Source organism: Pseudoxanthomonas sp., from assembly GCF_051953815.1.
GTDB lineage: Bacteria > Pseudomonadota > Gammaproteobacteria > Xanthomonadales > Xanthomonadaceae > Pseudoxanthomonas_A.
In genome coordinates this window covers 1-23530 of record NZ_JBQCIJ010000037.1, presented here as the reverse complement: position 1 = coordinate 23530, position 23530 = coordinate 1, and the positions used below count along the sequence as shown (strand labels likewise).

General features: G+C 68.7%; 24 protein-coding genes. 13 read left to right on the top strand and 11 right to left on the bottom strand.

Features of this window, described 5'->3' with window-relative positions; translation table 11 throughout:
• Window positions 1–62: 62 nt before the first annotated feature.
• Entirely contained in the window at window positions 63–1019 is a 957-nt protein-coding gene (locus ACTHN1_RS10675) for a DMT family transporter (protein ID WP_440471029.1), read from the bottom strand.
• A 64-nt stretch (window positions 1020–1083) separates the two neighbouring features.
• Here ACTHN1_RS10675 and ACTHN1_RS10670 point away from each other — a divergent pair, with 64 nt between their 5' ends.
• The 3 genes from ACTHN1_RS10670 to ACTHN1_RS10660 all read left to right on the top strand — a co-directional run bounded on the left by ACTHN1_RS10670 (window position 1084) and on the right by ACTHN1_RS10660 (window position 3861).
• Window positions 1084–1440 (top strand): TfoX/Sxy family protein, encoded by a 357-nt coding sequence (locus ACTHN1_RS10670; protein WP_440470924.1) that lies wholly within the window; start codon window positions 1084–1086, stop codon window positions 1438–1440.
• A gap of 287 nt (window positions 1441–1727) precedes the next feature.
• Window positions 1728–2393 (top strand): Pr6Pr family membrane protein, encoded by a 666-nt coding sequence (locus ACTHN1_RS10665; protein WP_440470923.1) that lies wholly within the window; start codon window positions 1728–1730, stop codon window positions 2391–2393.
• A gap of 181 nt (window positions 2394–2574) precedes the next feature.
• Window positions 2575–3861 (top strand): MFS transporter, encoded by a 1287-nt coding sequence (locus ACTHN1_RS10660; protein ID WP_440470922.1) that lies wholly within the window; start codon window positions 2575–2577, stop codon window positions 3859–3861.
• A gap of 62 nt (window positions 3862–3923) precedes the next feature.
• Here the strand turns inward: ACTHN1_RS10660 and ACTHN1_RS10655 are convergent, their stop codons facing one another.
• Entirely contained in the window at window positions 3924–4751 is an 828-nt protein-coding gene (locus ACTHN1_RS10655; protein ID WP_440470921.1) for a DUF72 domain-containing protein, read from the bottom strand.
• A gap of 17 nt (window positions 4752–4768) precedes the next feature.
• On the bottom strand, window positions 4769–5194 hold the full coding sequence (locus ACTHN1_RS10650; RefSeq protein ID WP_440470920.1) for a VOC family protein: 426 nt from the start codon (window positions 5192–5194) through the stop codon (window positions 4769–4771).
• A 143-nt stretch (window positions 5195–5337) separates the two neighbouring features.
• Between ACTHN1_RS10650 and ACTHN1_RS10645 the strand changes: the two genes are divergently transcribed.
• Window positions 5338–6372, top strand: coding sequence for a lipid A deacylase LpxR family protein (locus ACTHN1_RS10645; protein WP_440470919.1), 1035 nt, complete (start codon window positions 5338–5340; stop codon window positions 6370–6372).
• Between the two features lie 20 nt (window positions 6373–6392).
• Window positions 6393–6869 carry a ribonuclease E activity regulator RraA gene (rraA, locus tag ACTHN1_RS10640; protein ID WP_440470918.1) on the top strand — a complete coding sequence of 159 codons (477 nt, stop codon included), beginning with the start codon at window positions 6393–6395 and terminating at the stop codon, window positions 6867–6869.
• A gap of 158 nt (window positions 6870–7027) precedes the next feature.
• Here the strand turns inward: rraA and ACTHN1_RS10635 are convergent, their stop codons facing one another.
• Window positions 7028–8836, bottom strand: coding sequence for a DUF885 domain-containing protein (locus ACTHN1_RS10635; RefSeq protein ID WP_440470917.1), 1809 nt, complete (start codon window positions 8834–8836; stop codon window positions 7028–7030).
• A gap of 123 nt (window positions 8837–8959) precedes the next feature.
• Between ACTHN1_RS10635 and ACTHN1_RS10630 the strand changes: the two genes are divergently transcribed.
• The 4 genes from ACTHN1_RS10630 to ACTHN1_RS10615 all read left to right on the top strand — a co-directional run bounded on the left by ACTHN1_RS10630 (window position 8960) and on the right by ACTHN1_RS10615 (window position 13596).
• Window positions 8960–9307 carry a GFA family protein gene (locus ACTHN1_RS10630; protein WP_440470916.1) on the top strand — a complete coding sequence of 116 codons (348 nt, stop codon included), beginning with the start codon at window positions 8960–8962 and terminating at the stop codon, window positions 9305–9307.
• Between the two features lies 1 nt (window position 9308).
• Entirely contained in the window at window positions 9309–10091 is a 783-nt protein-coding gene (locus tag ACTHN1_RS10625; protein ID WP_440470915.1) for a DUF4349 domain-containing protein, read from the top strand.
• A 43-nt stretch (window positions 10092–10134) separates the two neighbouring features.
• Complete coding sequence (locus ACTHN1_RS10620; RefSeq protein ID WP_440470914.1) at window positions 10135–11019, top strand: DUF2785 domain-containing protein; 885 nt, start codon at window positions 10135–10137, stop codon at window positions 11017–11019.
• 180 nt (window positions 11020–11199) lie between these two features.
• On the top strand, window positions 11200–13596 hold the full coding sequence (locus ACTHN1_RS10615) for a TonB-dependent receptor plug domain-containing protein (RefSeq protein WP_440470913.1): 2397 nt from the start codon (window positions 11200–11202) through the stop codon (window positions 13594–13596).
• A gap of 21 nt (window positions 13597–13617) precedes the next feature.
• On the opposite strand, the gene ACTHN1_RS10610 is transcribed toward ACTHN1_RS10615, so the two are convergent.
• Window positions 13618–14544, bottom strand: a complete 927-nt coding sequence (locus ACTHN1_RS10610) for a LysR substrate-binding domain-containing protein (RefSeq protein ID WP_440470912.1) — start codon at window positions 14542–14544, stop codon at window positions 13618–13620.
• 158 nt (window positions 14545–14702) lie between these two features.
• Between ACTHN1_RS10610 and ACTHN1_RS10605 the strand changes: the two genes are divergently transcribed.
• From ACTHN1_RS10605 to ACTHN1_RS10595, 3 genes are all read left to right on the top strand, one after another.
• Entirely contained in the window at window positions 14703–15563 is an 861-nt protein-coding gene (locus ACTHN1_RS10605) for a DMT family transporter (RefSeq protein ID WP_440470911.1), read from the top strand.
• A complete protein-coding gene (locus tag ACTHN1_RS10600) occupies window positions 15560–15796 on the top strand; it encodes a cyclase (protein WP_440470910.1) in 237 nt (78 codons plus the stop codon). Before ACTHN1_RS10605 ends, ACTHN1_RS10600 begins: the two co-directional genes overlap by 4 nt.
• 68 nt (window positions 15797–15864) lie before the next feature.
• Window positions 15865–16644: an SGNH/GDSL hydrolase family protein gene (locus ACTHN1_RS10595; protein WP_440470909.1), complete on the top strand. Its 780-nt coding sequence runs from the start codon at window positions 15865–15867 to the stop codon at window positions 16642–16644.
• A 10-nt stretch (window positions 16645–16654) separates the two neighbouring features.
• Here ACTHN1_RS10595 and ACTHN1_RS10590 read toward each other — a convergent pair whose 3' ends face one another.
• The 4 genes from ACTHN1_RS10590 to ACTHN1_RS10575 form a co-directional block, all read right to left on the bottom strand.
• Window positions 16655–18064: a DUF2867 domain-containing protein gene (locus ACTHN1_RS10590; RefSeq protein ID WP_440470908.1), complete on the bottom strand. Its 1410-nt coding sequence runs from the start codon at window positions 18062–18064 to the stop codon at window positions 16655–16657.
• A 57-nt stretch (window positions 18065–18121) separates the two neighbouring features.
• Window positions 18122–18436 (bottom strand): metalloregulator ArsR/SmtB family transcription factor, encoded by a 315-nt coding sequence (locus ACTHN1_RS10585; protein ID WP_440470907.1) that lies wholly within the window; start codon window positions 18434–18436, stop codon window positions 18122–18124.
• Between the two features lie 226 nt (window positions 18437–18662).
• On the bottom strand, window positions 18663–19577 hold the full coding sequence (locus tag ACTHN1_RS10580; protein WP_440470906.1) for a peptidylprolyl isomerase: 915 nt from the start codon (window positions 19575–19577) through the stop codon (window positions 18663–18665).
• Window positions 19578–19642: 65 nt separating this feature from the next.
• Window positions 19643–19915: a metal/formaldehyde-sensitive transcriptional repressor gene (locus ACTHN1_RS10575; protein WP_440470905.1), complete on the bottom strand. Its 273-nt coding sequence runs from the start codon at window positions 19913–19915 to the stop codon at window positions 19643–19645.
• A 63-nt stretch (window positions 19916–19978) separates the two neighbouring features.
• Here ACTHN1_RS10575 and dmeF point away from each other — a divergent pair, with 63 nt between their 5' ends.
• Window positions 19979–20992, top strand: a complete 1014-nt coding sequence (gene dmeF, locus ACTHN1_RS10570; RefSeq protein ID WP_440470904.1) for a CDF family Co(II)/Ni(II) efflux transporter DmeF — start codon at window positions 19979–19981, stop codon at window positions 20990–20992.
• A gap of 68 nt (window positions 20993–21060) precedes the next feature.
• On the opposite strand, the gene ACTHN1_RS10565 is transcribed toward dmeF, so the two are convergent.
• Together ACTHN1_RS10565 and ACTHN1_RS10560 are read right to left on the bottom strand one after the other, a co-directional pair.
• Window positions 21061–23178, bottom strand: a complete 2118-nt coding sequence (locus tag ACTHN1_RS10565) for a prolyl oligopeptidase family serine peptidase (protein ID WP_440470903.1) — start codon at window positions 23176–23178, stop codon at window positions 21061–21063.
• 51 nt (window positions 23179–23229) lie between these two features.
• Window positions 23230–23530, bottom strand: a 301-nt coding sequence (locus ACTHN1_RS10560; protein ID WP_440470902.1) for a hypothetical protein, incomplete at its 5' end; no start/stop codon positions are given.

Genomic DNA, 23530 nt, shown 5'->3' with positions numbered 1-23530 from the left:
GGATAGGCAATCTGTACCCCGCGGGCCGAGGGTTCAACTCACTTTGAACCGCGCCATCCGGGTCAATCCACCAGGTTCTTGGCCTCGGAGGTGCCCAGTACTTCCGGATGATGCACGGTGCCGGCGGATTTACGTCGTTCCAGCAAGGGATGCAGGAACACCGCGATCAGGATGATGGCCACGCCCAGGTAGAACAGCGGCGTCAGTTCGCGCTGTTCGCCCAGCAGCAGGATGGCCAGCAGGATGGCGTAGATCGGTTCGAGGTTGGTCACCAGCTGCACGCCGTAGGCGGTCAGGTGGCGCAGCGCCACCAGCGACAGCGCAAACGGAAGCAGCGTGCACAGCAGCGACAGCGCCAGCAGGTAGGCGCCGTCGCGCAGGCCGGGCACGATCAGCAGATCGCCGGCGAAGGCGGGGAACAGCATCGGCATCACCGGCGCGAGCAGGGTCAGCAGCAGCGTGCCGGCCCCCAGTTCCAGCGCGGTGACGGTGAGCGGATCGCCGTGTTCGACCAGGCGCTTGTTGAGCGAACCGAACAGGGCCACGAACAACGCGGACACCGCGCCCACCACCACGCCCAGGCGCATCCCGTCGGGCACGCCGCCCACCACCAGCGCCACGCCGGGCAGCACCGCGACGCCGAACGCCAGTTCGCGTGCGGAAAACGGACGCCGCGCCAGCCACGGTTCCAGCACCGAGGTGAAGGCCGGCGCCAGCGCGATGCAGGTCGCGGCCACCGAGGCGTTGGCCAGCTTGATGGCGCCGTAGAAGGTCAGCCAGTGCAGCGCCACCAGCGCGCCGATGCCGGCGTAGGCCAGGACCAGCCGCGGCGACATCGCGCGCAGTCCGCGCCAGACCCGCGGCAGCAGCGCCAGCGCGACCACCACCAGCAGCATGCGCCACCACACCAGCGGCAGCGCCGGCAGGGTGATCAGTTTGCCGAGGATGGCGGTGAAGCCCCACAACAACACGCAGAAATGGATTTGCAGTTGCGCCTTGGCGTGCGGGGTCATCGACATGTGTCCATTGTCGCCGAACACGCGCACACTGGCGACGTCACCCGGTCGGACGCGGGAGCCATTCATGGCGGTGCATCACGAATTCGGCGAGTACCTGCGGGAACTGATGGCCGAGGTGGGCGAGATCCGGCTGCGTGCGATGTTCGGCGGGCTGGGGGTGTATCTGGACGACCGCATGTTCGGCCTGGTCCTGGACGACACCCTGTACCTGAAGACCGATGCCCTGACCGTGGAGGAATTCCGCGCCGCCGGCGGCGAGCCTTTCATTTACCGGCCACGGCGCGAAGGACAGGTCCCCGGCTACTGGACGCCGCCGCCCGACGCGCTGGAATCGGCGCAGGCGATGCGGCCCTGGGCGCAGCGGGCGATCGCGGCGGCGCGTCGCAAGCCACTCCGGCGGTCGCGCGGGCCAGCCCGCTGACCGGGCGGCCCCGGCCCTGCACATCCGCCCAGCCGCCCGGCGCGGAAAGCGGCAAGCGCACCGACCACCACACACGGCTCCCTGCCCGCCTGCGGGGGAGAGCTGGGTGGGAGCCATCGGAACCGGGTGTTCCCCTGGCCGCCAAACCCGCCCGAAGCCCATTGCCTCCTTTCCCAGAGCGGACAGCCCGGCGCCCCGTCGACTTCTCGGGCCCGCACACGACGAGCCATCCAGTTCCACCCCGATCTATGACAGGCTGACGGCGTCTCCATGCCGATCACCCGCCGATGGAACCTGGCCTGACCCCGAAAGGACGCGCCTTCGCCGCCGTGGTGATGGCGGTGTCGCTGGCATCGCTGCTGCTGCAATACGTGTTGTTGCTGGAACTGACCCGCGACAACGTCGGCGCGCTGCTGGGCACGCTGCGCTTCTTCAGTTACTTCACCATCCTCAGCAACCTCGGCGTGACGCTGGTGTGCCTGGGCGCGCTGCGTGGCGGCGGTGGCCTGTCCACGCGTGCCCGCGTGCGCGGAGCGGTGGCGCTGTACATCGGCGTGACCGGCCTGATCTATGTGCTGATCCTGCGTCATCTGTGGCAGCCGCAGGGATTGCAATGGTGGGCGGACACCGGCCTGCACTACGCCGCGCCCGCGCTGTACCTGGGCTGGTGGCTGCTGGCCGCGCCGCATGGCCGGCTCAACCTGCGCGATGCGGTGGCCTGGCTGCTGTTTCCGCTGCTGTATCTGGCCTGGGCGCTGCTGCGCGGCGCCTGGCTGGGCGAGTATCCCTATCCGTTCATCGACGCCGGCCAGTTGGGCTATGCCAGGACCGCGATCAATGCGGCGGGCATGTTGCTGGTGTTCCTGGCACTGGCCGGCATCCTGCTGGCGCTCGACCGCCTGCTGGCGCGATGCAACCCATCCGTGCAGGAGGGACGTGAGTCGCGGCCGTGATCCTGGAGTGGGGGAAGGGATGCGGTGGGGGTAGACCGCAAGAGGCGGTGAAACGCATCGTGAAAAGCTCGCGACCTGCGTCGCTCCTACGGGGGGAGGGCCCTTGTCCCGCAGGGATCGTGGTGGACGAAGGCCCGGCGGGCGTGCCATGTTCGCCGCCTTCGGCGAATCCGGACCCCGCATGACTTCCCTCGAAGGACAACATCACCGGCCGTTCAACCGCCAGGACGCCAAGACCCTCGGCCTGGCCGCGCTGGGCGGGGCGCTGGAGTTCTACGACTTCGTGGTGTTCGTGTTCTTCACCGCCACCCTGGGCAAGCTGTTCTTCCCGCCGGGCACCGAATCGTGGCTGGCGCAGTTGCAGGTCTACGGCATCTTCGCCGCCGGCTACCTGGCGCGGCCGCTGGGCGGAATCGTGATGGCGCATTTCGGCGATCGCGGCGGGCGCAAGCGCATGTTCACCCTCAGCGTGCTGCTGATGGCGGTGCCGACCCTGTTGATAGGCCTGCTGCCGACCTACGCGCAGATCGGCGTGCTGGCGCCCCTGCTGCTGCTGTTGCTGCGCATCGTGCAGGGCATCGCGGTCGGCGGCGAAGTGCCCGGCGCATGGGTGTTCGTGGCCGAACACGTGCCGGCGCGCCATCTCGGCTTCGCCTGCGCCAGCCTGACCGCCGGACTCACCGCCGGCATCCTGATCGGTTCGCTGCTGGCGGCGTGGATCAACACCACGCTGACCCCGGAACAGGTCGCCGGCGGCTGGTGGCGGCTGCCGTTCCTGCTGGGGGGCGCGTTCGGCCTGTTCGCGGTGTTCCTGCGCCGCTGGCTGCAGGAGACGCCGGTGTTCGTGGAGATGCGCGCGCGCCGGCAACTGGCCGAGGGCCTGCCGGTGCGCCAGGCGCTGGCCGGACATGCCGGCGCGGTGCTGCGTTCGATGCTGGCCTCGTGGCTGCTGACCGCCGCGATCGTGGTGGGCGTGCTGCTCACGCCCAACCTGGTGCAGTCCTCGTTCGGCCTGCCGTCGGCGCTGGCGTTCCAGGGCGGCAGCGTGGCGACGGCGGCGCTGATCTTCGGCTGCCTGGCGGCGGGCTGGGCGGTGGATCGCTTCGGGGTGGCGGTTACCCTGCTGGTCGGCTCGCTGGCGCTGCTGGTGGCCATCTACGCGCTGTATCTGCCCTTGGCCGCCGGGGATGCCTCCGGCTTCATCGCCCGCTACGCGCTCGTCGGTTTCTGCATCGGCGTGGTCGGCGCGGTGCCGGCGCTGATGATCGCGGCGTTCCCGCCGGCGGTGCGGTTCTCCGGCGTCTCGTTTTCCTACAACGTGGCCTACGCGCTGTTCGGCGCGCTCACGCCGCCGCTGGTGGCGTATCTGTCCACCCATCTGGGCAAGACCGCGCCGGCGCACTACGTGGCCTTGACCTGCGGCGTCGGCGTGCTGGTGGCGTTGCTGTCGATGCGGCGCCCGGCATGACCCCATCGTGGGAGCGACGAGTCGCGACCGGAAACCTGGCCGGGGCGCGACTCACGTCGCTCCTACCGCTGTTGCAGCCGTGACAACAACGCCATCGCCGCGGCCGGATTGCGTTCCTTGGCCGCGCTGATGAAGTAGACGAACACGTCGCGCGGCGCCTTGCCCGGACGCGGGGATTCCACATGCGGCAGTTCGGCGGGATCGCCGCCGGCCGCCCATTGCCGGGCGCGCTCGGCCCAGGCATCCAGTTCCGCATCCGGATAGCCCTGCGGAATCTCGCTGCGGGTACCCATCAGGCGCGCGTAGACGAAGTCGGCGGTGAGATCGGCGAAGCGCGGATAGTCCGGTGAATCGGTGAATACGGTCGCCATCCCGTGTCGGCGCGCAAGGGCGAGGAAATCCGGGGTGATGAAGGCCGGATCGCGCACGTCCAGCACGTGGCGCAGGCGCCGCCCGCCGGCCTCGCGCGGCAGCAGGTCCAGGAACGCGGCGAAGTCTTCGGCGTCGAGCTTGCGCCCGGCCTCGAACTGCCACACCAGCGGTCCCAGCTTGTCGCCGAGTTCGACGATGCCGCCGACGAAGTCCTCCACCTGCACGCGGGTCTTCGCCAGCGCCCGCGACTGCACGATCCGCTTGGGCGCCTTGGCCGAGAACAGGAAGCCGTGCGGCGCCTCGTCGCGCCACTTGGCATAGGTCGCCGGCTGCTGGGCGCCGTAGTAGGTGCCGTTGATCTCGATGGCGGTGACATGCCGGCTGGCGTATTCCAGTTCGCGCCGCTGGACGAGGCCGGCCGGATAGAAGTTGTTGCGCCAGGGCGCGAATACCCAGCCGCCGATGCCGACCCGGATGGCGTCGGATGCGCGCGAGGCGCCGGAGAACAGATCACTCATGCGGGCGGCGGGTCCGGTCAGGTCTTCCAGGGATCATAGCTGCCGAACCACCACAGATGACCCTCCGGATCCTTGCACGCATAGCCGCGCCCGCCGTAGTCCTGGTCGGCCAGTTCGATGACGATCTCGGCGCCGGCCGCCTTGGCGCGGGCGTAGTGCGCGTCGGTGTTGCCGACGATCACGCAGGGACTCTGGGTTTCGCGTCCACCGGCCTCGCCGGGCTGGACGATGTGCCGGCCCCATTCGCCGCCAGCGGATGCGGAGCCGAGCATGATCATGCCGTTGCCGAAGGTCAGCTGGCCGTGGTGGACCGTGTCGCCCTCGGCGTGGACGGCCTGGCGCTCGAAGCCGAAGGCCTCGCACAGCCAGTCGATGGCGGCGCGGGCGTCGCGATAGCGCAGGCAGGGGATGATGGTGGCGGTGGTGGCGGCAGCCAGGCTCATGCGGGATCTCCGGGACAAGTGGCGACCGGCAGGATAGTCCGTGCCGCGGACCACCCTGTGAACGTGTTCACTTTGCGTTATCGTGTCGCCGTCCCGGACGCCCCCACCCATCGCCCGGTCTCCCTCCCGTACCGGAACTTCCCATGCGCTCGACAGGAATCCTCCTGCTGGCCGCGCTGGCCCTGTGCAGCCTCCCGGCCGCCGCCCGCGACTACTGCAACGAATCCACCGATCTTCCCCCCACCGTCAATTTCCGGGTCGACAACGATCTGTTCGGCCAGCAGGACCAGGGCTACAGCAACGGCGTGATGCTCACGCTGGTGTCGCCCAACCTCAAGGACTACACCGGCGATCCCTGCCTGCCGCGGGTGGCGCGCTGGATCAACCGCCATCTGCAGGCGGTGACGCCGGAAGGCTTCGAGCAGCAGAACATGGTGGTGAGCTTCGCCCACGGCATCTTCACACCGACCGATTCGGCCCGCCGCGACGTGATCCCCGACGACCGGCCGTATGCCGGCGTGCTGCTGGCGAGCCTGGGCTACAACGCCCGCAACGGCGACCACCTGCGCACCACCCAGTTGCAGTTCGGCATCGTCGGGCCGTCCGCGCTCGGCAAGCAGGTGCAGAACGAGGTCCACAAGATCACCGGCGGCGAGAAGTTCGAGGGGTGGGACAACCAGCTGCGCGACGAGCCGGTGTTCCGCATCGTGCACGAACGCATGCGCCGGTTCGCGCCCGAGCAGGACGGCATCTGGAGCTGGGACGCGGTCAGCCACTACGGCGGTACCCTGGGCACCCTGACCACCTACGCCAACGTCGGCGGCGAACTGCGCTTCGGCCGCTACCTGCCCAACGATTTCGGCAGCACGCCGCTGCGCCCCGCCGGCGAGAACACCGCGCCCACCGGCAGCCGGATCCCGCCGGACGTGCTGGGCTTCCACATGTTCCTGACCACCGACGCGCGCTGGGTGCTGCGCGACATCACCCTGGACGGGAATACCTTCAAGCACAGCCACAGCGTGGACAAGCGCGCCTTCGTCGGCGAGTACGGCTACGGCGTGGCTTTCATGTACGGGCGCTGGAAGTTCGCGCTGGCGCGCTACCACAGCACCCGCGAGTTCGACGGGCAGAAAGAGCGCCCGGTGTTCGGCAGTTTCACCATCAGCCGCACGCTCTGAGCGGCGCCGCGGAGGCAGCGATGGACTGGACCACTCCCGATCTCTGCGATGCCCATCCCGAGGTGCAGGTCGTCGAACCGCGGTTCCGCGGATTCGGCGGCCGGGTGGCCTTCCATGGCGCCATCGCGACGGTGCGCTGCCATGAAGACAATTCGCGGGTGCGCGAGCTGGCCGGCACGCCCGGGCAGGGACGGGTGATGGTGGTGGACGGCGGCGGCTCGCTGCGCCGCGCGCTGCTGGGCGATCAGATCGCCGCCAACGCGGCGCGCAATGGCTGGGCCGGTTTCCTGATCCACGGCGCGGTGCGCGATGTCGAGGTGCTGGCACAGCTGGATCTCGGCGTGCAGGCGCTGGCCACGCATCCCATGAAGACGGAGAAACGCGGCCTGGGCGAGGTGGACGTGCCGGTGGGCTTCGCCGGCGTGGATTTCCATCCGGGCCATTGGCTGTACGCCGATGCCAACGGCGTGATCGTCAGCATGCGTCCGCTGACCTGAAAAAACTTGTCCGATTCCCCGTAGTCCGATTCCCCGCAGGGGCGACGCAAGTCGCGACCGTGTCGCATGCGGTCAATCAGGCATGACGGTCGCGACTTGCGTCGCTCCTGCGGAGGGTAGCGAAAGCGGGAGGGAAAATCCCTCCCGCCCGGCATCGATCACTGGATCGGTTCGTCCAGCATCAGCTCGCGCACGAAGCGCACCGGCGGGGCGCCGTAGGACAGCACCTGATCGTGATAGGCCTTGGCGTTGAACTTGTCGCCCAGCTTGGCCTCCATCGCCTTGCGCAGATCGAAGTGCTCCTGCGCGCCGACGAAATAGGTCGGCAACTGGGCCGAGCTGAGCTGCGCGCGGGTCCACTTGCCGGCGGCCTCGCGCTCCTGCTGGAAGGTCTGGCGGACCATCAGATCCATCGCCTGCTCGCGGCTCCAGCCGTCCACGTGCACGCCCTGGTCGAGGATGGCGTTGCCGATGGTGCGCAGGTAGAACTTCAGTTGCACCAGGCGGAACAGCGGATCATTGTCCAGGTAACCGGCGTCGGCCATCATCCGCTCGGTGTAGACCGCCCAGCCCTCGGCGAACAGGCCCGAGCGCAGCACCGCGCGCAGGGTCGAGGGGAACTTGGCCGAATGCCAGCCTTCCAGATAGTGGCCCGGCGTGCCTTCGTGGATGCTCAGCAGGTGGATCATCCGGCTGTTGTATTCGCGCAGGAACGAATCGACCTGGGCCTGGCTCCAGTCTTCCGGAATCGGCGAGATGGCGTAGAAGGTCTTGAGGTTCTTGTCCAGCGGACCGGGCGAATCGCAGTACGCCACCGCCACGCCGCGCTGGAACTCCGGCATCGGGATGATGTCGACCGGCGCGTCGGGCAGGGTCACCAGATCCTTGGCGCGGACGAAGTCGGTGGCCGACTTCAGCGCGGCCTCGGCGTCCGGCACCACCTTGTCGCGTGCCGGACGTTCGGCGTAGGCGAGTTCCAGCGCCGCCTCGATCGCCTTCTGCTGCTGTTCGTCGCTCGGGTTGTCGGTGAGCGACGGCGCCCCCGGCTTGTCCTTCAGCACCTGCTGCGCGATCGCGTACATCTCGCCGCGCACGCGCTTGAGCTCACCCTCCGCGCGCTGCTTGATGTCGGCGCGCGACAGCGAGGACAGCAGGGCGAACTTCAGCTTCTGGTCGTAGATCTTCTCGCCGACCCGGAAGTCGCCCCTGGCGTTGGGCACCAGGGTCTTGTCCAGCCATTGCTGGTGTTCTTCGACCGCCTTCTTCAGCGTTTCGGTGGCGGCGGCCAGGCGCTGCTGATCGGCCTCGGGCAGTTCCTTCGCATGCGGGGTGATGAAGCTGTCGACGATGCTGAGGATGCCGGCGTTCTGCTTGGCCACCGTCTCGGCGTGGATCTTCGGCACCCGGGCCGGATCCAGGTTCGCGCGCGCCTGCGCCAGCAGGGTCGGAATCTTCTCCATGCGGGTGATCGCGGACTTCAGGCGATCCGGCAGCGGCGCGAATTCGCGCGCCATCAGGTTGTAGAGCGCGCCGCCGGCCAGGCCGCTGTACACCTGCGGATCCCAGGCCCAGGCCTGCAGGGTCTCGTTGGTCCAGGCGTCGTACTCCAGCTGGTTGCGCAGGATCGCCGCGTCCACCTGGTTTTCGCGCGACAGCTTGGAGACATCCATCGCGGCCAGTTCGGCCAGCATCTTGCGGCTGAAGTCCAGGCTCTTCTGCCGGCCTTCGGCGCTGAGATCGTCGATTTCGCCGTCGTAGCGGTGTTCGCCGATCTGGGTGGCGCTGACCGGCGACAGCTGCAGCCAGCCTTCCAGCGCGCGCTTGGACAGATCGGCGAAGCGGGCATCGGCCTGCGCGTCGGTGGCGGCGGCGGTCGCCGAAGGAGCATCGGCCGGTGCGGGCGCATCGGTCTTCTGGCAGGCGGCCAGGCTGGTCAGGAGGGCAAGGGCTAGCAGGCTGTGGCGCATGGAATTCTCGCGGCAGTGCACAAAGGGTGAACTCAACACATTAGCGGTTGCGGCGCCCCACCGCATCTGCCATTCGATTACCCTTGGCGCTCCCGTGGACGGACGTGCAGGAGCGAGCGAAAGATGAAGCACCAGGGAAGTTGCCATTGCGGCCGCATCGCCTTCGAGGTGGAAGGCGATATCGCCGAGGTCTACGACTGCAATTGCTCGATGTGCCGCCGACGCGGCGGGCTGCTGTGGTTCGGGCCGCGCTCCGCGTTCCACCTGACCAGCACGGAAGGCGACGTGGGCACCTACACCTTCAACAAGCACGCCATCCAGCATCACTTCTGCCCGAACTGCGGCATCGCCGTCTATGGCGAAGGCGACAACCCGAAGAGCGGGCCGATGATCGCGATCAACGTGCGCTGCCTGCCCGACGTGGATCTGGCGGGGTTGAAGGTGGTTGCCATCGACGGCGCCAGTTTCTGACATGGCCGCGACGAAGGGAAACTGGCGCCTGGGCGCGGGCGCGTTGCTGGCGCTGCTGGCGGCGGCGGGATGCGCGCGGCACGAGGGCGGCGCCGCGGTCGCGGCGGACGCGGTGCGCAACCCGGCCGGCGGCATGCTGGCCTACGAGCACGACGTCGAGATCCTGCTGGAGGAGAAGACCATCCCCGCCCGCCTCAAGGCCAGCCAGCAGGCCTGCGGCAGCGGAAAATTCGGCGCCTGCAGCGTGCTTGGGGTCAGTCAGCAGGGCGGGGATCATCCACGCGCCAGCCTGACCGTGCGCATCGCGCCGGCCGGCGTGGAGCCATTCATCGCCCAGGCCGCGCAGGGCGCGGAAGTGGGCAGCCGCAACACCCGCGCCGAGGATCTGGCGCAGGCCGTGGGCGACAACACGCTGCAGCAGGACCGGCTCACCCGCGAGCGTGATCGCCTGCTGGAATTCCAGCAGCGTCGCGACCTGGCGGTGGCCGACATGATCGCGCTGTCGCAGCAACTGGCGCAGGTCGAGGCGCAGCTGCAGGCGGCGCAGCAGGAAGGCGCGCAGCATCGGCATCGCATCGATACCCAGCGCGTCACCCTCGAATTCGTGCCGCCCGGCGGGCAGAGCGGACGCGGCGAGATCCGGCAGGCGCTGCGCGATTTCACCGCCACCCTGTCCACCGGCACCGCATGGACCATCCGGGCGGTGGCGTTCCTGATTCCGGTCGGACTGGTGCTGTGGGTGGTCGTGGCGGTGCTGCGTCGCTGGCGTCGCCGGAAAACCTGACCAGGCATCGCTTCGCCTTTCAATCTTTCACGGAGAACCGGACATGTGGCATCGCATCGCGTTGACGGCAGCTTTCCTCGTGTCCGCCCCGGCCTGGGCCGGCTGCCCGCCGGAGGGGACGGATGCGGCTTCGCTGCGCCTGTTGAAGGAGCAGAAGTTCGCGATGGAGGACGCGGCCGCGCGCGACGCGCTCGCGGTCGGCCTGCTCGATTGCCTGTCCGATCCGGATCCGGAGATGCGCGACGGCATCGCCTACGAGGCGATCACCGCATGGCTGCGCGGCGACCAGCTGGCCGAGCCGGTGCGCCGGCAATTGCTGGAGCGCCTGTATGCGCAACTGGATGGCAAGGATCCCGAGGGCTTCACCCATCCGTTCGCGGCGTTGATGCTGTCCGAACTCGCCCGCACGGATCGCCTGCAACCCTGGTTGAGCGCGGACGAGCGCGCCGACATGGTCAAGCGCGCCACCCGCTACCTGGCATCGGTGAACGACTACCGTGGCTACGACGCGAAGGAAGGCTGGCGGCACGGCGTCGCCCACGGCGCCGACTGGCTGCTGCAACTGGCCTCCAACGAGCAGGTGAACCGCGATCAGGTCGAGCAGATCCTGGCCGCGCTCACGGTCCAGATCGTGCCGGAGCAGGCGCATGCCTACGTGTTCGGCGAACCCGGCCGGCTGGCCCGGCCGATCATCTTCATCGCCCGCCGCGGCGTGCTGGGCGACGCCGAGTGGCAGGCCTGGTTTACCGGCCTGCCGCAGCGCCTGGGCAACCAGGAACAGGCCTATCGCGATGTCGCGTGGCTGGCGCGCCGGCATGATCTGATCGCGTTCATGGGCAGCCTGTACGTGGAAGCGGATCAGTCCGCCGACCCGAAGGTGCAGGCGCTCAAGCCGGCGGTGGTGGCGGGGATCAAGGCGGTGCCGTGAAGGCCGCGTGAGTTCGCCAAACCCGTCGCGCGCGGAATGTGCGCGCGGCGGCGCCGCGTCGGTAGCGCGGGTTACGTTCGCGCGCTGTAAACGGTTTTGTCCCTGTTCGGTCAGGTGGACCCGGGCGTAGATTCGGGCGACGCGCGCCGCGCGTTTCCATTCGCCCACCGGGGATCGCCTATGCAACGGAACCGTCTGTCCTTCTTCGTGCGTTGTTCCCTGGTGTTGATGGCGGCCGCGCAGGGCGTGGCGGCGCAGGAGCAGGGGCCACCGGAGGGCGGACAGGCGCAGGCGACCACGCTGGATCAGGTGACCGTGCTGGGCTCGCGCCGGGTCGCGCGCAGCTCCGACACCCAGTCGCCGGTGCCGGTGGACGTGATTCCCATGGCGCAGGCGGCGGAGCAGGGCGCGCAGTTCGATCTCGCGCAGACCCTGCAGTACACCGCGCCTTCGCTGATTTCCACCCGCCAGACCGGCGCCGACGGCGCCGATCTGATCGACGGCGCGGCATTGCGGGGCCTGGGCTCGGATCAGACGCTGGTGCTGGTCAACGGCAAGCGTCGGCACACGGTGTCGCTGGTGAACATCTACGGCGCGCGCGACCGCGGCAACACCGGCACGGATCTGAATTCATTGCCGATGCTGGCCATCGATCGGGTGGAAGTGCTGCGCGACGGCGCGGCCGCGCAGTACGGGTCCGACGCGATCGCGGGGGTGATGAACATCGCTCTCAAGCGGCGTCCCGGCTGCGAGGCGATCGCCGGCTGGGGCCAGTATTCGCGCGGCGATGGCGAGAACTGGATCGCCTCGGCCTATTGCGGGCTGGCGCTGTCCAACGGCGGCCACTTCGCGGTGACCGGCGAATGGCAGGATCGCGATCGCTCCAACCGCGCCACCGCCGAGAACCCGCTGCGCATCATCGGCGACAGCCGGGTCAAGAACAAAACCCTCTATCTGAACGGCGATCTGCCGCTGACCGATTCGGCCGAGTTCTACTTCACCGCCGGCATGCAGGATCGCGATGCGTCCTCGGCGGCCTTCGCGCGCGAGGGCATCGGCTCGGAGGACATTCCCTCGCGCAATTCCGCGGCGATGTATCCCGATGGCTTCGTGCCGTTCATCGACGGCGATCTGCAGGACCGCTACAGCATCGCCGGCGTGCGCGGCGACGTCGGCCAGTGGCACTGGGACGTATCGCATACCTACGGCTACAACGAGCTGCGCTACACCATCGATCACACGCTCAATGCGTCCATCGCCAACCTGGATCTGATCAACGGCGGCGCCGGCATCAGTCCCAGCCGATTCGATGCCGGCGGTTTCTCGTTCAAGCAGAAGACCATCAACGCCGACGTCTCGCGCTATTTCGACACCGTGCTGCATGGACTCAACCTGGCCTTCGGCGCCGAGCACCGGCGCGAGGATTACCGCATCCGCGCGGGCGAGCCCGGTTCCTATCTGGATGTCGACGGCGCGGGCGAAGGCGGCAATCCGGGCAGCCAGGGTTTCCCCGGCTTCCAGCCCGGCGACGTGACCGACAAGCATCGCGACAGCTGGGCCGCCTACGCCGACGTGGAAATCGACTTCACCGAACGATTCATGCTGGGACTGGCGGCGCGCTATGAGGACTACAGCGATTTCGGCAACACCCTCAACGGCAAGCTGGCGGCGGCGTTCCGGGTCACCGACGCGTTCCTGCTGCGTGGCTCGGTGAGCACCGGGTTCCGCGCGCCTTCGCTGCAGCAGAAATACTTCTCCTCGACCATCACCGACTTCATCAGCGGCGAGCCGGTGGACGTGGTGATCGCGCCCAACGGCGGTGCGCTGGCCAACCTGGCCGGCATTCCCGCGCTGAAGGAGGAAACCTCGCGCGGCGCCACGCTGGGCTTCACCTGGTCGCCGGCGACCGCGGTGTCGCTCACCCTGGACGCGTACCGGATCGAGATCGACGATCGGGTGGTGCTGAGCGGTGAGTTCGATACCAGCGACCCGGTCATCGGCGCGGCGCTGGAAGCGCTGGACGTGGGCCTGGCGCGATTCTTCTTCAATTCGGTGGACACCCGCACCACCGGCGTGGATCTGACCCTGTCCTGGGATGCGCAGGCCGGTGCCGGCAAGCTGAGCACCTACCTGGCTGCCAACTACAGCAAGACCGAAGTGACCCAGGTGCACACGCCGCCTTCGCTGGCCGGGCGCGAGGACGTGCTGCTGTCGCCGCGGGATCGCCTGTTCGTGGAGAACGGCGCGCCGCGCAACAAGGCCGTGCTGGGCCTGGACTACGCGCTGGACCGCTGGGACTTCGGCCTGAAGATCATCCACTTCGGTTCGCAGACCCTGGGCACGTTCTCGGGGCCGCCGGTGCCGGATCAGCATTACAAGGCCAAGACCTCGGCCGACCTCAGCATCACCTACCGCTTCACCGACAACGCCAAGCTGACGATCGGTGGCGCGAACCTGCTCGATGTGTTCCCGACCCGGCAGGATCCCAACGAGACCGACAACGGCCACATCTACGAGAGCGTGCAGTTCGGCCTCAACGGCGCGTCGTACTTCGCACGGTTCTGGTACCGGTTCTGAACCGGCGCCGGCGGGCGCCGCTCAGCGGCCCAGCAGATCCGCCGGAATCGGCGGCAGCGGCGTGCGTTCGTCGTCGACTTCCGCCTTCAGCCAGTCGATGAAGGCCAGCGCCGCCGGCCGCGGCGCGCGATGCGAGGGATGCACCACGTAGTAGGCGAAGCGGGCTTTCAGCGACGGACCGGGCAGGCGGATCAGTTCGTAGCGTTGCAGGTAGGGCAGCGCGATCACCTTGCGCGCCAGCGCCGCGCCCACGCCGTAGACGCTGGCGCGCATCACGTCGGTGCTGTCGCTGAAGCTGTGCATCTCCGGCAGGCGCAGGCCGCGCACGCCGGCCGCGCGGAACCAGTCGCGCCAGCCCTGCAGGGCCAGGTCGGTGACCAGCGGCAGGCGCGCGATGTCGCGCGGCGTCTTGACCGTTCCCACGCCCGGCAGTCCGGGCGAGGCGACCGGGAACAGTTTGTCGTCCATCAGGTGGTGCGCGGTCAGCCCCTGCCACTGGCCGGGGCCATGGCGGATGCCCAGGTCGGGGCCGCCTTCATCGAACCGGGTCAGGGCGATGCCGGTATCCAGTTGCAGGCGGATGTGTGGATGCAACGCGGTGAAGCGCGGCAGCCGCGGGACCAGCCAGCAGTAGGCCAGCGAATGCAGGGTGGTCACCCGCAGCACCGAGACGCCATCGGTGTGGCGCAGGTTGGCGGCGACGCCTTCGATGTCGGTCAGCGCGGCGGTCGCCGCGTCGGCCAGTTGCCGGCCTTCCTGGGTCAGCTTGACCCCGCGCGCATGGCGCTGGAACAGGGCCACGCCCAGCAGCGATTCCAGCTTGCGGATGTGGTGGCTGACCGCGCTGGCGGTGAGGTGCAGCTCCTCCGCGGCGTGGGCGAAATTCTGGTGCCGGGCGGCGGCGGCGAACACTCCCAGGGCGGGCAGCAGGGCGGGGCGCAGGTTCATGGATAGACATCAACCAGATTTGTGGCTCGCCCGCATAATATGCGCTTGCGGGCCGTTGCGGGCGCGCCAGAATGGCCGAGACACAAAACAGGTGCACGGCGATGGCGGGCAATGGCGCGGTGGCGGATGCGGGCAAGGCGGGTTCGTTGGGAGGCGGAATGACACGTGATTGGCGAACCTCGATCGAACTGCTGGTGCTGGGCGCCATCTGGGGCAGCTCGTTCCTGTTCATGCGCATCGCGGCCGAGCCCTTCGGCGCGTTCGCGCTGGTCGATATCCGGCTGACCCTGGGCGCGCTGGTCCTGCTGCCGTTCCTGTGGCGCGACCGCGCGGTGTTCACCCGCGCGATGTGGCCGAAGCTGGCGATCATCGGACTGATCAATTCAGCGATCCCGTTCCTGTTGTTCGCATGGGCGGCGCAGCGTTCGCCGGCCGCCATCGGCGCGATCTGCAATGCGATGACGGTGCTGTTCGCCGCGTTGATCGGTTTCCTGTTCTTCGGCGAGAAGATCGGCGCCCGCCGCGCCATCGCGCTGCTGGTCGGATTCGGCGGCGTGGTCCTGCTGGCCACCAGCAAGGCCGGCGGCATCAGCGTGGGCCTGGCGGTGATCGCCGGCTCGACCGCCGCGCTGCTGTACGGCGTGGGCGTCAACCTGGTGCGGCGCCATCTGGGCGGCATTCCCCCCGCCGCCGCCGCCGCCGCGACGCTGGGGTGTTCGGCGCTGTTGCTGGCGCCGTTCGCCGCCACCCACTGGCCCGCCCACCCCATCTCGCCGCTGGCCTGGGGCAGCGCCATCGCGATCGGCGTGCTCTGCACCGGCTATGCCTTCCTGCTGTACTACCGGCTGATCCAGCGCATCGGCGCCGCGCGCGCCGCCACCGTCACCTACCTGGTGCCGTTGTTCGGCGCGGCCTTCGCCTGGTTGTTCCTGGGCGAACCGGTGACCCCGGCGATGCTGGCCGCCGGCCTGCTGATCCTGGGCAGCGTCGCCTTCAGCCAGCGGGCGCCCAGGCCATGAGCGTGGCGACCGGACAGAAGCGGGTCGTGTTCGATTTCGAGATCGACTTCAGCAACGGCGGTGGCCTGCAGGGCCAGGATTTCCGCCTGGACCTGCATGGGGACGACATCGAGGACGCCGCGCTGGCCGACTACATCGTGCGCGATCTGCGCCTGCTGATGGTCGGCGCGGTGCGCATCCGCAACAAACGCATCATCCAGGAAGCGCACAAGCGCGCCGAAGGCGACGGCTGACGACAGGCCTGACGGTCACGGCCGCGCAGACGTACACTGCCGGCGGATTCGGTTTCCGGGAACGTGCGATGAAACGTTGGCTGGCTGGGGGATGGACGGCGCTCGCGCTTGCTTCGCTGGTGCAGGTGCCGGCGTACGCGCAGGACGGAACGGAACCGACCGCGCGGGCGGCCGCGCCCCTGGACCCGGAACAGGTCGCCTCGATCCCGCTCAAGCAGGCGCTCACCGACTGGCCGCAACTGGCGCGTTACCGCCAGGACAACGCGGCGCTGCCGCCGCCGGCACCCGGCGAACAACGGGTGGTGTTCTACGGCGACTCGATCACCGACGGCTGGGGACGCGTGGACGGCACCGTGTTCTTTCCCGGCAAGCCTTACGTCAATCGCGGCATCTCCGGGCAGACCACCGCGCAGATGTTGGTGCGCTTCCGCCAGGACGTCATCGATCTGAAGCCGGCCGCGGTCGTCATCCTCGCCGGCACCAACGACATCGCCGGCAACACCGGACCGTCCACCCTGGAAATGATCGAGGACAACCTGCGCTCGATGGCCGAACTGGCCCGCGCCAACGGTATCCGCGTGGTCCTGGCCTCGGTGCTGCCGGTCAGTGACTACCCGTGGCGGCCCGGGCTGCATCCGGCCGGCAAGGTCCGGGAGTTGAACGCCTGGTTGCGTGGTTACGCGCGCGATACCGGCGCGGTGTACCTCGACTATCACGGCGCCATGAGCAACGCCGAAGGCGGGCTTGATCCGAAGCTGGCCGCCGACGGCGTGCATCCCACGCCGGCCGGCTATGAAATGATGGCGCCGCTGGCGCAACGCGCCATCGATCAGGCGCTGGCGAAGTAGGCCAGCCGCCTCAAGCAAACAAGCCGTCGCTGGCGACCAGCCCGTCGGTGCGCTCGGCGGCGTTTTCCACCGCCATCCTCAGCATGGCCGGCGCCACGTATTCGCGATGCACGTGATCGATCAGGGCCAGGTAGACATGGCCGAACGCGTTGCTGCATCGCACGCGCGTGCCGAGGCTGATGTCGATCCGATCGTCGGACACGATGGTGACGCCCACGCAGGAACGGAACACCAGGTGGCGGTCGTCCGCGCCGAGCACCACCTGCGCGTCGCGGTCCGTCTCGCCGGTCCGCTGCGCCAGCACCGGGAAGCGATCCAGGAACAGATGATCGCGCTGCGCGGACAGCAGCGAGGACACCGGACAGCCCAGGGGAGAAGTGCGCAGGCGCAGCGGCCGGACCAGCACGTTGCGCAATTTCATCAGCGCGCTGACGCCGGCGGGTCGGTGTTGCAGGAAACCGTCGAGCACATCGCCCAGGATCCGCGAGGCGCGCAGGCCGTGGAATCCATTGCCGCGCACGCTGAGCACGAAGGTGTCCTGGTGATCGAATCCCTGCGCGAGTTCGCCGTGCAGCAGCGAGCCGGCCGGTGGCGCGGGCAGCGCGACCACGCGCGGCCGGCGACCGTCGATGAAACCGGCGGCCGGCCGCGCGCCGGACACCATGCCGCGTATCCGGCCGAGCACGCCGCGCACGGAAGCGCACAACTGTTCCTTGCGGCTTCCGGGCACGGCGTCGAACGCCAGCGCCACGGTCGGGATGCCGGCGTCGTCGAGCCGCCGTTCGGCCAGCAGGGCGCGCACCGGTTCGGGCAGCAGTTCGGTCAGCGACGCCAGGTTCGCCTCGCCGCCGAGCACGCGCGCGCGCTCGGCTTCGGGCAACGGACCGCCCAGCTCATCGGTGTGGCAGGACAGGGCGAAGAACACCGGATGCCGCGAGCCGGCCTGCGGCGCGACGAACTGATGCCAGGCGCCATCGCCGAAGCGGACGGTGAACAGGCTGTCCGGCGGCAGGCGGATGTGGTGGAGCGCATCGAGGAAACTGCGCGGGTCGGCGGCGATCTGCGCATCCGACGCGGTGGAGAAGCGCAGCAGCGCGCCGCCGCTGCCGGTCACCGCTGTGAACACGCGATGGCCGGCGTGGCGGTGGAACGGATGGCCCTGCGGGCCCACCGCAAAGGTATAGAGCGCGGTGGCGTCGCCCTTGTCGAAATCGGTGCCGGCCAGTTTGGCCGAAGGCTCGTCGAGTTCGTCGATGAACCGCGGATGCGCGCGCTGGCGCGCCATGGCCTCGGCGAACATGCGGTCGCCGGCGCCATGCCCCAACTGGGCGATCAGGAACACTTCCACCGGCAATCCACCGGCGTGCGATCGGATGCGGGCATGGGGAAAGGTGGCGACGGGTTCGGCGGTGCTGGCCATCGGGCGCGTCCTGGTCGGTGTGACGGCGGAAAAAACGGGGGGAGGGGCTGGGTGGATTCAGCCGGGTTTGGCGGCGCGCTTGCGCGCCTCGCGCTTCAATGGCCCGGCGGTGGGGCAGATCTCGAACGCGAATCCGGTGAGCGTATTGACCAGGCTGTCCGGCACCAGCCGGTACACCACGAACTGTCCGCGCCGCTCGCTGCTGACCAGACCGGCGTTCTCCAGCACCGACAGATGCCGCGAGATTGCCGGCGCGCTCATCTCGAAGCGTTCGGCGATCTCTCCGGCGGTCAGTTCCTGCGCGGACAGGTAGGCAAGGATCTCCCGCCGGGGACGGGAGGCCAGGGCTTCGAAGACGCGGTCAACGGCCATTAGAAATTTAATCAATTAACGTAATGGTTAAATATTGGGCGTATCCGCCGGGTGCTGTCAAGCCATTGCCCGATCCGCGGCGGCGATGTCCATGTCGCCGACATCGGACCCATGCGCGCGCAAGAAAAGGATATGACGCCATCCGGACCGGAAAAGAAAAACCCCTCTCCTGCAGGGGGAGAGGGGTTCGTGCGTGTCCGGATCCGGTGTCGGAACCGGTCGTGGTTCATCCCTGCTTGGGAGTACGCACCGGCAGCGGCACGTTGCACAGATCGATGTGGCCGGCGGGCCGCACGTACCAGGCGTCGCGGCGGTTGCGGCGCGCTTCGGTGGCGTCGGCGAAGGTCCTGGAATCGGTGCGCAGCAACTGCAACGGCGTGCGCTCGGCTTCCGGCACGTCGCTGGCCAGGCGGATCGCCTTGATGGGCGTGTAGTCGGCGGGCTTGTCGTACACGCCCATCGGGTCCGGACCGCGCTTGATCACGCTCAGCAGTTCCATGCCCTTCACCACCCGGCCGACCACGGTGATGTTGCGGTCCAGCTGGCGCGGCGACTGGCCGATCACCACGTACAGTTCGGTGGCGTTGCTGCTGTCCGGCGCGGTGTCGCGGCCGGCGCCGAGGGTGCCGTAGCAATGCGCCATCCAGGCCTGGCCGGTGGCCGGATCGCGACCGGCCTGGAAGCCGTCGACGAAACCGACCTGCGGCGCCCAGCCATCGGCGTCGGGCAGGCGGTCGAAACGCAGTCCTTCGGCCTTGCGCTCGAACTCCGCCGGCAACTTGGCCTTGGCGGTGCCGATCGACTTGCGCTTGGCTTCCTCCTCGGTCGGATCGCCGAACTGCACCACCCAGTTGTCCTGCGAACGATAGATGTTCAGGCCGTTCCAGAAACCCTCGTGGGCCAGCGTGCGGATGTTGCCGACGTGCTCGGGCGCGAACGCCGGCGCCAGTTCGATGATCACGCGGCCGCTGTCCAGTTCCATGTACAGCGTGTTGGCCGGATCCAGGGTCCGCCAGTCGCCGGCCGGCGAGGCGTCGAGAATCTCCTGGGCGCTGCGGTACTTGGCCGGTTCGGCCGCCGACAACGGCAGGGCCGCGGCCAGCGCGACGGCGGAGGCGAGCAGGGTGGTGCGCAGGGACATGGGCGATGCGTTCCGGTGATGGGATGTCCGGATTCTACGCACAGCCGCGACGGGTGGCGCGGGCCCTACTTGAAGTAACTGCGCAGCATGCCGGCCAGCGCTTCGCCTTCGGCCCGGCGGGCATCGGTGTCATCCTCGGCGACCACGTGTTCGCGCAGGTGATCGTCGAGCAGGGCCAGCATCAGCGATTGCGCCGCGCCCCGCACGGCGGCCGCCTGGGTCAGCACGTCCAGGCAGTCGGTGCTTTCGGCGATGGCGCGATCCAGCGCTTCGACCTGCCCCTTGAGGCGACGGACGCGGGCTTGCAGGCGGCTGCGTTCATGGGCGATGTGCGACATGGCGGGAATATACCCCTGGGGGGTATAGAATGCGAGTAGCTTCCGCTACGCGTTTCCGCCGCCATGACGCTCCTCGCCGCCATCGCCGCCCGCCGCCACGATCACGTCTTCGACGATGGCAATCCCCTGGCCGAACGCAATACCCGCCGCGCGGTGCTGCTGACCGCGGCGATGATGGTCGTCGAGATCGCCGGCGGCTGGTACTTCAACTCGATGGCGCTGCTGGCCGATGGCTGGCACATGAGTTCGCACGCGCTGGCGTTGGGCCTGTCGGTGTTCGCCTACCGGTTCGCGCGCCGTCACGCGCGTGATGAGCGCTTCGCGTTCGGCACCTGGAAGGTGGAAGTGCTGGGGGGCTACACCAGCGCGATCCTGCTGCTCGGCGTGGCCGCGCTGATGGCGTTCCAATCGGTCGAACGGTTGATCCATCCGGTGGCGATCCACTATCGCGAAGCCATCCTCATCGCGGTCGTCGGCCTGGGCGTGAACCTGCTCTGCGCCTGGTGGCTGAAGGATGGGCATGCGCATCACCCGCATGGGCATGGTCATCACGATCACAGTCATGGCGATCATCATGGTCACGGCCACAGCCATCATCACCCCCATGGTCATGCCGACGGTGGACATGCGGGCCACGACCACACTCATCATCATCGCGATCTCAACCTGCGGGCCGCCTACCTGCACGTGATCGCCGATGCCGCCACCTCGGTGCTGGCCATCGTCGCGCTCATCGCCGGCTGGATGTGGGGGGCGCGCTGGATGGATTCGGTGATGGGGCTGGTCGGTTCGGTGCTGGTGCTGACCTGGGCGTGGGGCCTGCTGCGGGCCAGTGGACGCGTGCTGCTGGACGCGGAGATGGACGCGCCCGTGGTGGCTGAAATCCACGAGGTGATCGCGGCCGAACCGGACACCGGGATCGCCGACCTGCACGTCTGGCGCGTCGGTCGCGGCAAGTACGCCTGCGTGGTGACGCTGGTGGCGGCACAGCCGCGTTCGCCGGACCACTATCGGCGGGCGCTGGGGATACACGAGGAGTTGGTGCACGTCACCATCGAGGTGCATCCCGCGGGGTGACCCCCGATGGGAGGTGATACTCCCGGCGCGGAAGAGAGAGCGACCGCGCCGGAGAGTATCGGGAAACGCTACGGCTGCCGTGCCATGAGCCGCGAGATCAGGAAGCTCATCCGCATTGCCATCAGATCCGGGTTGCGCAGGGCATCGCTGACGCCGTGGCCGCCTTCCTCGTCTTCCAGGAAGTAGGTCGGGGCGCCCACCGATGCCAGCCGGGCGGCGAGCTTGCGGGCATGGCCCGGTCCCACCCGGTTGTCCTCGGTCGAGATGGTGATCAGGAACGGCGGATAGCGGGTGTCGGCGCGCACGTTCTGGTAGGGCGAATACGCGAGCATGGCGCGCGCTTCCTCCGGCTTGTCGGGATTGCCGTACTCGTTCATCCAGGCCGCTCCCATGCCCATGTGGCGCATGCGGATGAGATCGGTCAGCGGGACATCGCTGATCACGGCGTTGAACAGATCCGGCCGCTGGGTGCCCAGGGTTGCTGCCAGCAGGCCGCCGTTGGAGGAACCGAACACCCCGGTCTGCGCGGGCGTGGTGTAGCCGCTGCGCTGCAGCTTCTCGATGACGGCGATGAAATCGTCGTACGAGTTCTGCCGCTGCTCGCGCATCGCCGCGCGATGCCAGGCCTCGCCGCGCTCGTTGCCGCCACGCGCCGCCGGAATCACGAGCGAACCACCGCGATCCAGCCACAGTTTGAACGCCGGTCCGCCGACGATGTAGTCGAAGTATCCGGGACGGAACGAGGTGGCGAACGCCGCGTAGCCGGTCACCAGCAGCGGTTGCGGCTGTGTGGACGCCTGTTTCGGACGCAGCAGGAAGTAGTCCACCGGGGTGCCGTCGCGGGAAGTGGCGCTGCCGATTTCCGTCACGTAGCCATCGGCTTCGTACATCACCGGATCGCGGGCGAGCAGGGCGACGGGCTTGCCGGGACGATGCAGTTCCTGGCGGCGCGGGGTGGTGAAGCCGTCGGTGGTGACGATCAGTTCCTCGCCGCCGCGCAGGGTCACGGTATCGCCGGGCTCGGCCTGGAATACCTCATGCGTGCTCCAGCCGTCGTCACCCGGCGTCGCCAGCAACAGGCGCTGGCGCAGGTTGCGGTTGCTGACCAGCGCGACCTTGTCGCCGACCGAGACCACGTCGGCCTTGCCGTTGACGAACTCGCCCTGCCCCGGCGCGAAGATCACGCTCGCGCGGCGACCCTCGGCGAGGGTGTCGTCGAGGTGATGGGCCAGCACCGTCTCGGCCTCGTAGCGGCGGCCATCCACGGTCGCGGGACTGCCCAACTGCACGATCACATGGGTGTCGGTGACGTCGATGGCGCCCATCGGCGCGAGATCGCGCGGCAAGGGCAACAGATGGCTGCGCCCATCCGGTTCCACCACGTGCACTTCGAAGGTGGAGTAGTCCAGTGCGCGGGTGATGACGCCACGCGGCATCCGCGGGTCACGGCTGGCGGACAATTGCAGGATCGCGTCGGTGGCGGCGCCCTCGTATACCACCTTGGCCTGCGCCAGTGGCTGCCCGCGCTTCCACAGCGAGACCTGCGCGGGCCAGCCGGCGGCGGTGCGCGGACGGTCGCCGGCGGTCGTTTCCACCAGCACGGTCTGCGGACCCATCCAGTGGGCGAACGCGCGCGAACGCGGCACCTTGAATCCGTCCGCCGCAAACCGGCCCTGGGCCAGGTCGAACTCGCGGATCTCCACTTCGTCGCCGCCGCCCGGCGACAAGCGCAGCAGGCAGCGGGCGGTCTGCGCCAGGCAACTGCCGCCGAGGTCGTAGGCCTGCAGTTCGAACGCGATGCCTTCCTCGGCGCGCAGGCGGGCGACATCCAGCACCGTCTTCCATTGCGGCAGCGGAATCCCGGCCGCGTCGCGCGTGGTGGTCTGCAGGAGTCCGTAGGGATGCGCGGCGTCCTTGAGGAAACGCACCGCGCGCTGACCCAGCAGGACCACGTCCGGTTCGGCCGGGCGCGCCTTCAGCAGATCGCCCAGTTCCTTGCGGACATCGGCATAGACCGGCAGCGCCTGCAGCGCGGCGGTGGTGGATCGGGTGGTCTCGCGGGCCCAGGCCAGCGCCCGGGCGTCGTGGGGTTGTTCCAGCCATTGGTCGTCGGTGTCGGCGGCGGATGCCAGCCCACCGGTACAGGCCGCGGCGAGCACGGCCAGTTTCATCATGTTCCTGATCATTCTGTTCTCCCGAAGCAGCCGGGGCATCCACATGGATGCCCCGGAATGTCGTCAATAGTCGTAACGCAGCACGATGCCGAAGGTGCGCGGGCGCAGGCGGTTGGCCAGGCCGGCGGCGGTGCGCGCGTTGAGCGCGCCGTCGTCGTCGGTGAGGTTCTCGCCATACAGGTAGCCGGACCAGCCGTTGGGCGACTCCAGGCCGATGCGCGCATTGGCCGAGGTCACCGCATCGCCCGGCGTGCCGGCGGTCAGCGCCGTCTCGCGGCGCGCGTCATGGACCACGCCGGCCCGGGCGATGCCCTTGAGGCTGTCGCCGACGGGCCAGTGATAGGCGGCCGAGGCGCTGAAGCTG

What these genes read in the sequence shown, in the direction of transcription:
- ACTHN1_RS10675 (WP_440471029.1), bottom strand. Translation starts at nt 1,019, where the DNA reads ATGTCGATGACCCCGCACGCCAAGGCGCAACTGCAAATCCATTTCTGC.
- ACTHN1_RS10670 (WP_440470924.1), top strand. Translation starts at nt 1,084, where the DNA reads ATGGCGGTGCATCACGAATTCGGCGAGTACCTGCGGGAACTGATGGCC.
- ACTHN1_RS10665 (WP_440470923.1), top strand. Translation starts at nt 1,728, where the DNA reads ATGGAACCTGGCCTGACCCCGAAAGGACGCGCCTTCGCCGCCGTGGTG.
- ACTHN1_RS10660 (WP_440470922.1), top strand. Translation starts at nt 2,575, where the DNA reads ATGACTTCCCTCGAAGGACAACATCACCGGCCGTTCAACCGCCAGGAC.
- ACTHN1_RS10655 (WP_440470921.1), bottom strand. Translation starts at nt 4,751, where the DNA reads ATGAGTGATCTGTTCTCCGGCGCCTCGCGCGCATCCGACGCCATCCGG.
- ACTHN1_RS10650 (WP_440470920.1), bottom strand. Translation starts at nt 5,194, where the DNA reads ATGAGCCTGGCTGCCGCCACCACCGCCACCATCATCCCCTGCCTGCGC.
- ACTHN1_RS10645 (WP_440470919.1), top strand. Translation starts at nt 5,338, where the DNA reads ATGCGCTCGACAGGAATCCTCCTGCTGGCCGCGCTGGCCCTGTGCAGC.
- rraA (WP_440470918.1), top strand. Translation starts at nt 6,393, where the DNA reads ATGGACTGGACCACTCCCGATCTCTGCGATGCCCATCCCGAGGTGCAG.
- ACTHN1_RS10635 (WP_440470917.1), bottom strand. Translation starts at nt 8,836, where the DNA reads ATGCGCCACAGCCTGCTAGCCCTTGCCCTCCTGACCAGCCTGGCCGCC.
- ACTHN1_RS10630 (WP_440470916.1), top strand. Translation starts at nt 8,960, where the DNA reads ATGAAGCACCAGGGAAGTTGCCATTGCGGCCGCATCGCCTTCGAGGTG.
- ACTHN1_RS10625 (WP_440470915.1), top strand. Translation starts at nt 9,309, where the DNA reads ATGGCCGCGACGAAGGGAAACTGGCGCCTGGGCGCGGGCGCGTTGCTG.
- ACTHN1_RS10620 (WP_440470914.1), top strand. Translation starts at nt 10,135, where the DNA reads ATGTGGCATCGCATCGCGTTGACGGCAGCTTTCCTCGTGTCCGCCCCG.
- ACTHN1_RS10615 (WP_440470913.1), top strand. Translation starts at nt 11,200, where the DNA reads ATGCAACGGAACCGTCTGTCCTTCTTCGTGCGTTGTTCCCTGGTGTTG.
- ACTHN1_RS10610 (WP_440470912.1), bottom strand. Translation starts at nt 14,544, where the DNA reads ATGAACCTGCGCCCCGCCCTGCTGCCCGCCCTGGGAGTGTTCGCCGCC.
- ACTHN1_RS10605 (WP_440470911.1), top strand. Translation starts at nt 14,703, where the DNA reads ATGACACGTGATTGGCGAACCTCGATCGAACTGCTGGTGCTGGGCGCC.
- ACTHN1_RS10600 (WP_440470910.1), top strand. Translation starts at nt 15,560, where the DNA reads ATGAGCGTGGCGACCGGACAGAAGCGGGTCGTGTTCGATTTCGAGATC.
- ACTHN1_RS10595 (WP_440470909.1), top strand. Translation starts at nt 15,865, where the DNA reads ATGAAACGTTGGCTGGCTGGGGGATGGACGGCGCTCGCGCTTGCTTCG.
- ACTHN1_RS10590 (WP_440470908.1), bottom strand. Translation starts at nt 18,064, where the DNA reads ATGGCCAGCACCGCCGAACCCGTCGCCACCTTTCCCCATGCCCGCATC.
- ACTHN1_RS10585 (WP_440470907.1), bottom strand. Translation starts at nt 18,436, where the DNA reads ATGGCCGTTGACCGCGTCTTCGAAGCCCTGGCCTCCCGTCCCCGGCGG.
- ACTHN1_RS10580 (WP_440470906.1), bottom strand. Translation starts at nt 19,577, where the DNA reads ATGTCCCTGCGCACCACCCTGCTCGCCTCCGCCGTCGCGCTGGCCGCG.
- ACTHN1_RS10575 (WP_440470905.1), bottom strand. Translation starts at nt 19,915, where the DNA reads ATGTCGCACATCGCCCATGAACGCAGCCGCCTGCAAGCCCGCGTCCGT.
- dmeF (WP_440470904.1), top strand. Translation starts at nt 19,979, where the DNA reads ATGACGCTCCTCGCCGCCATCGCCGCCCGCCGCCACGATCACGTCTTC.
- ACTHN1_RS10565 (WP_440470903.1), bottom strand. Translation starts at nt 23,178, where the DNA reads ATGATCAGGAACATGATGAAACTGGCCGTGCTCGCCGCGGCCTGTACC.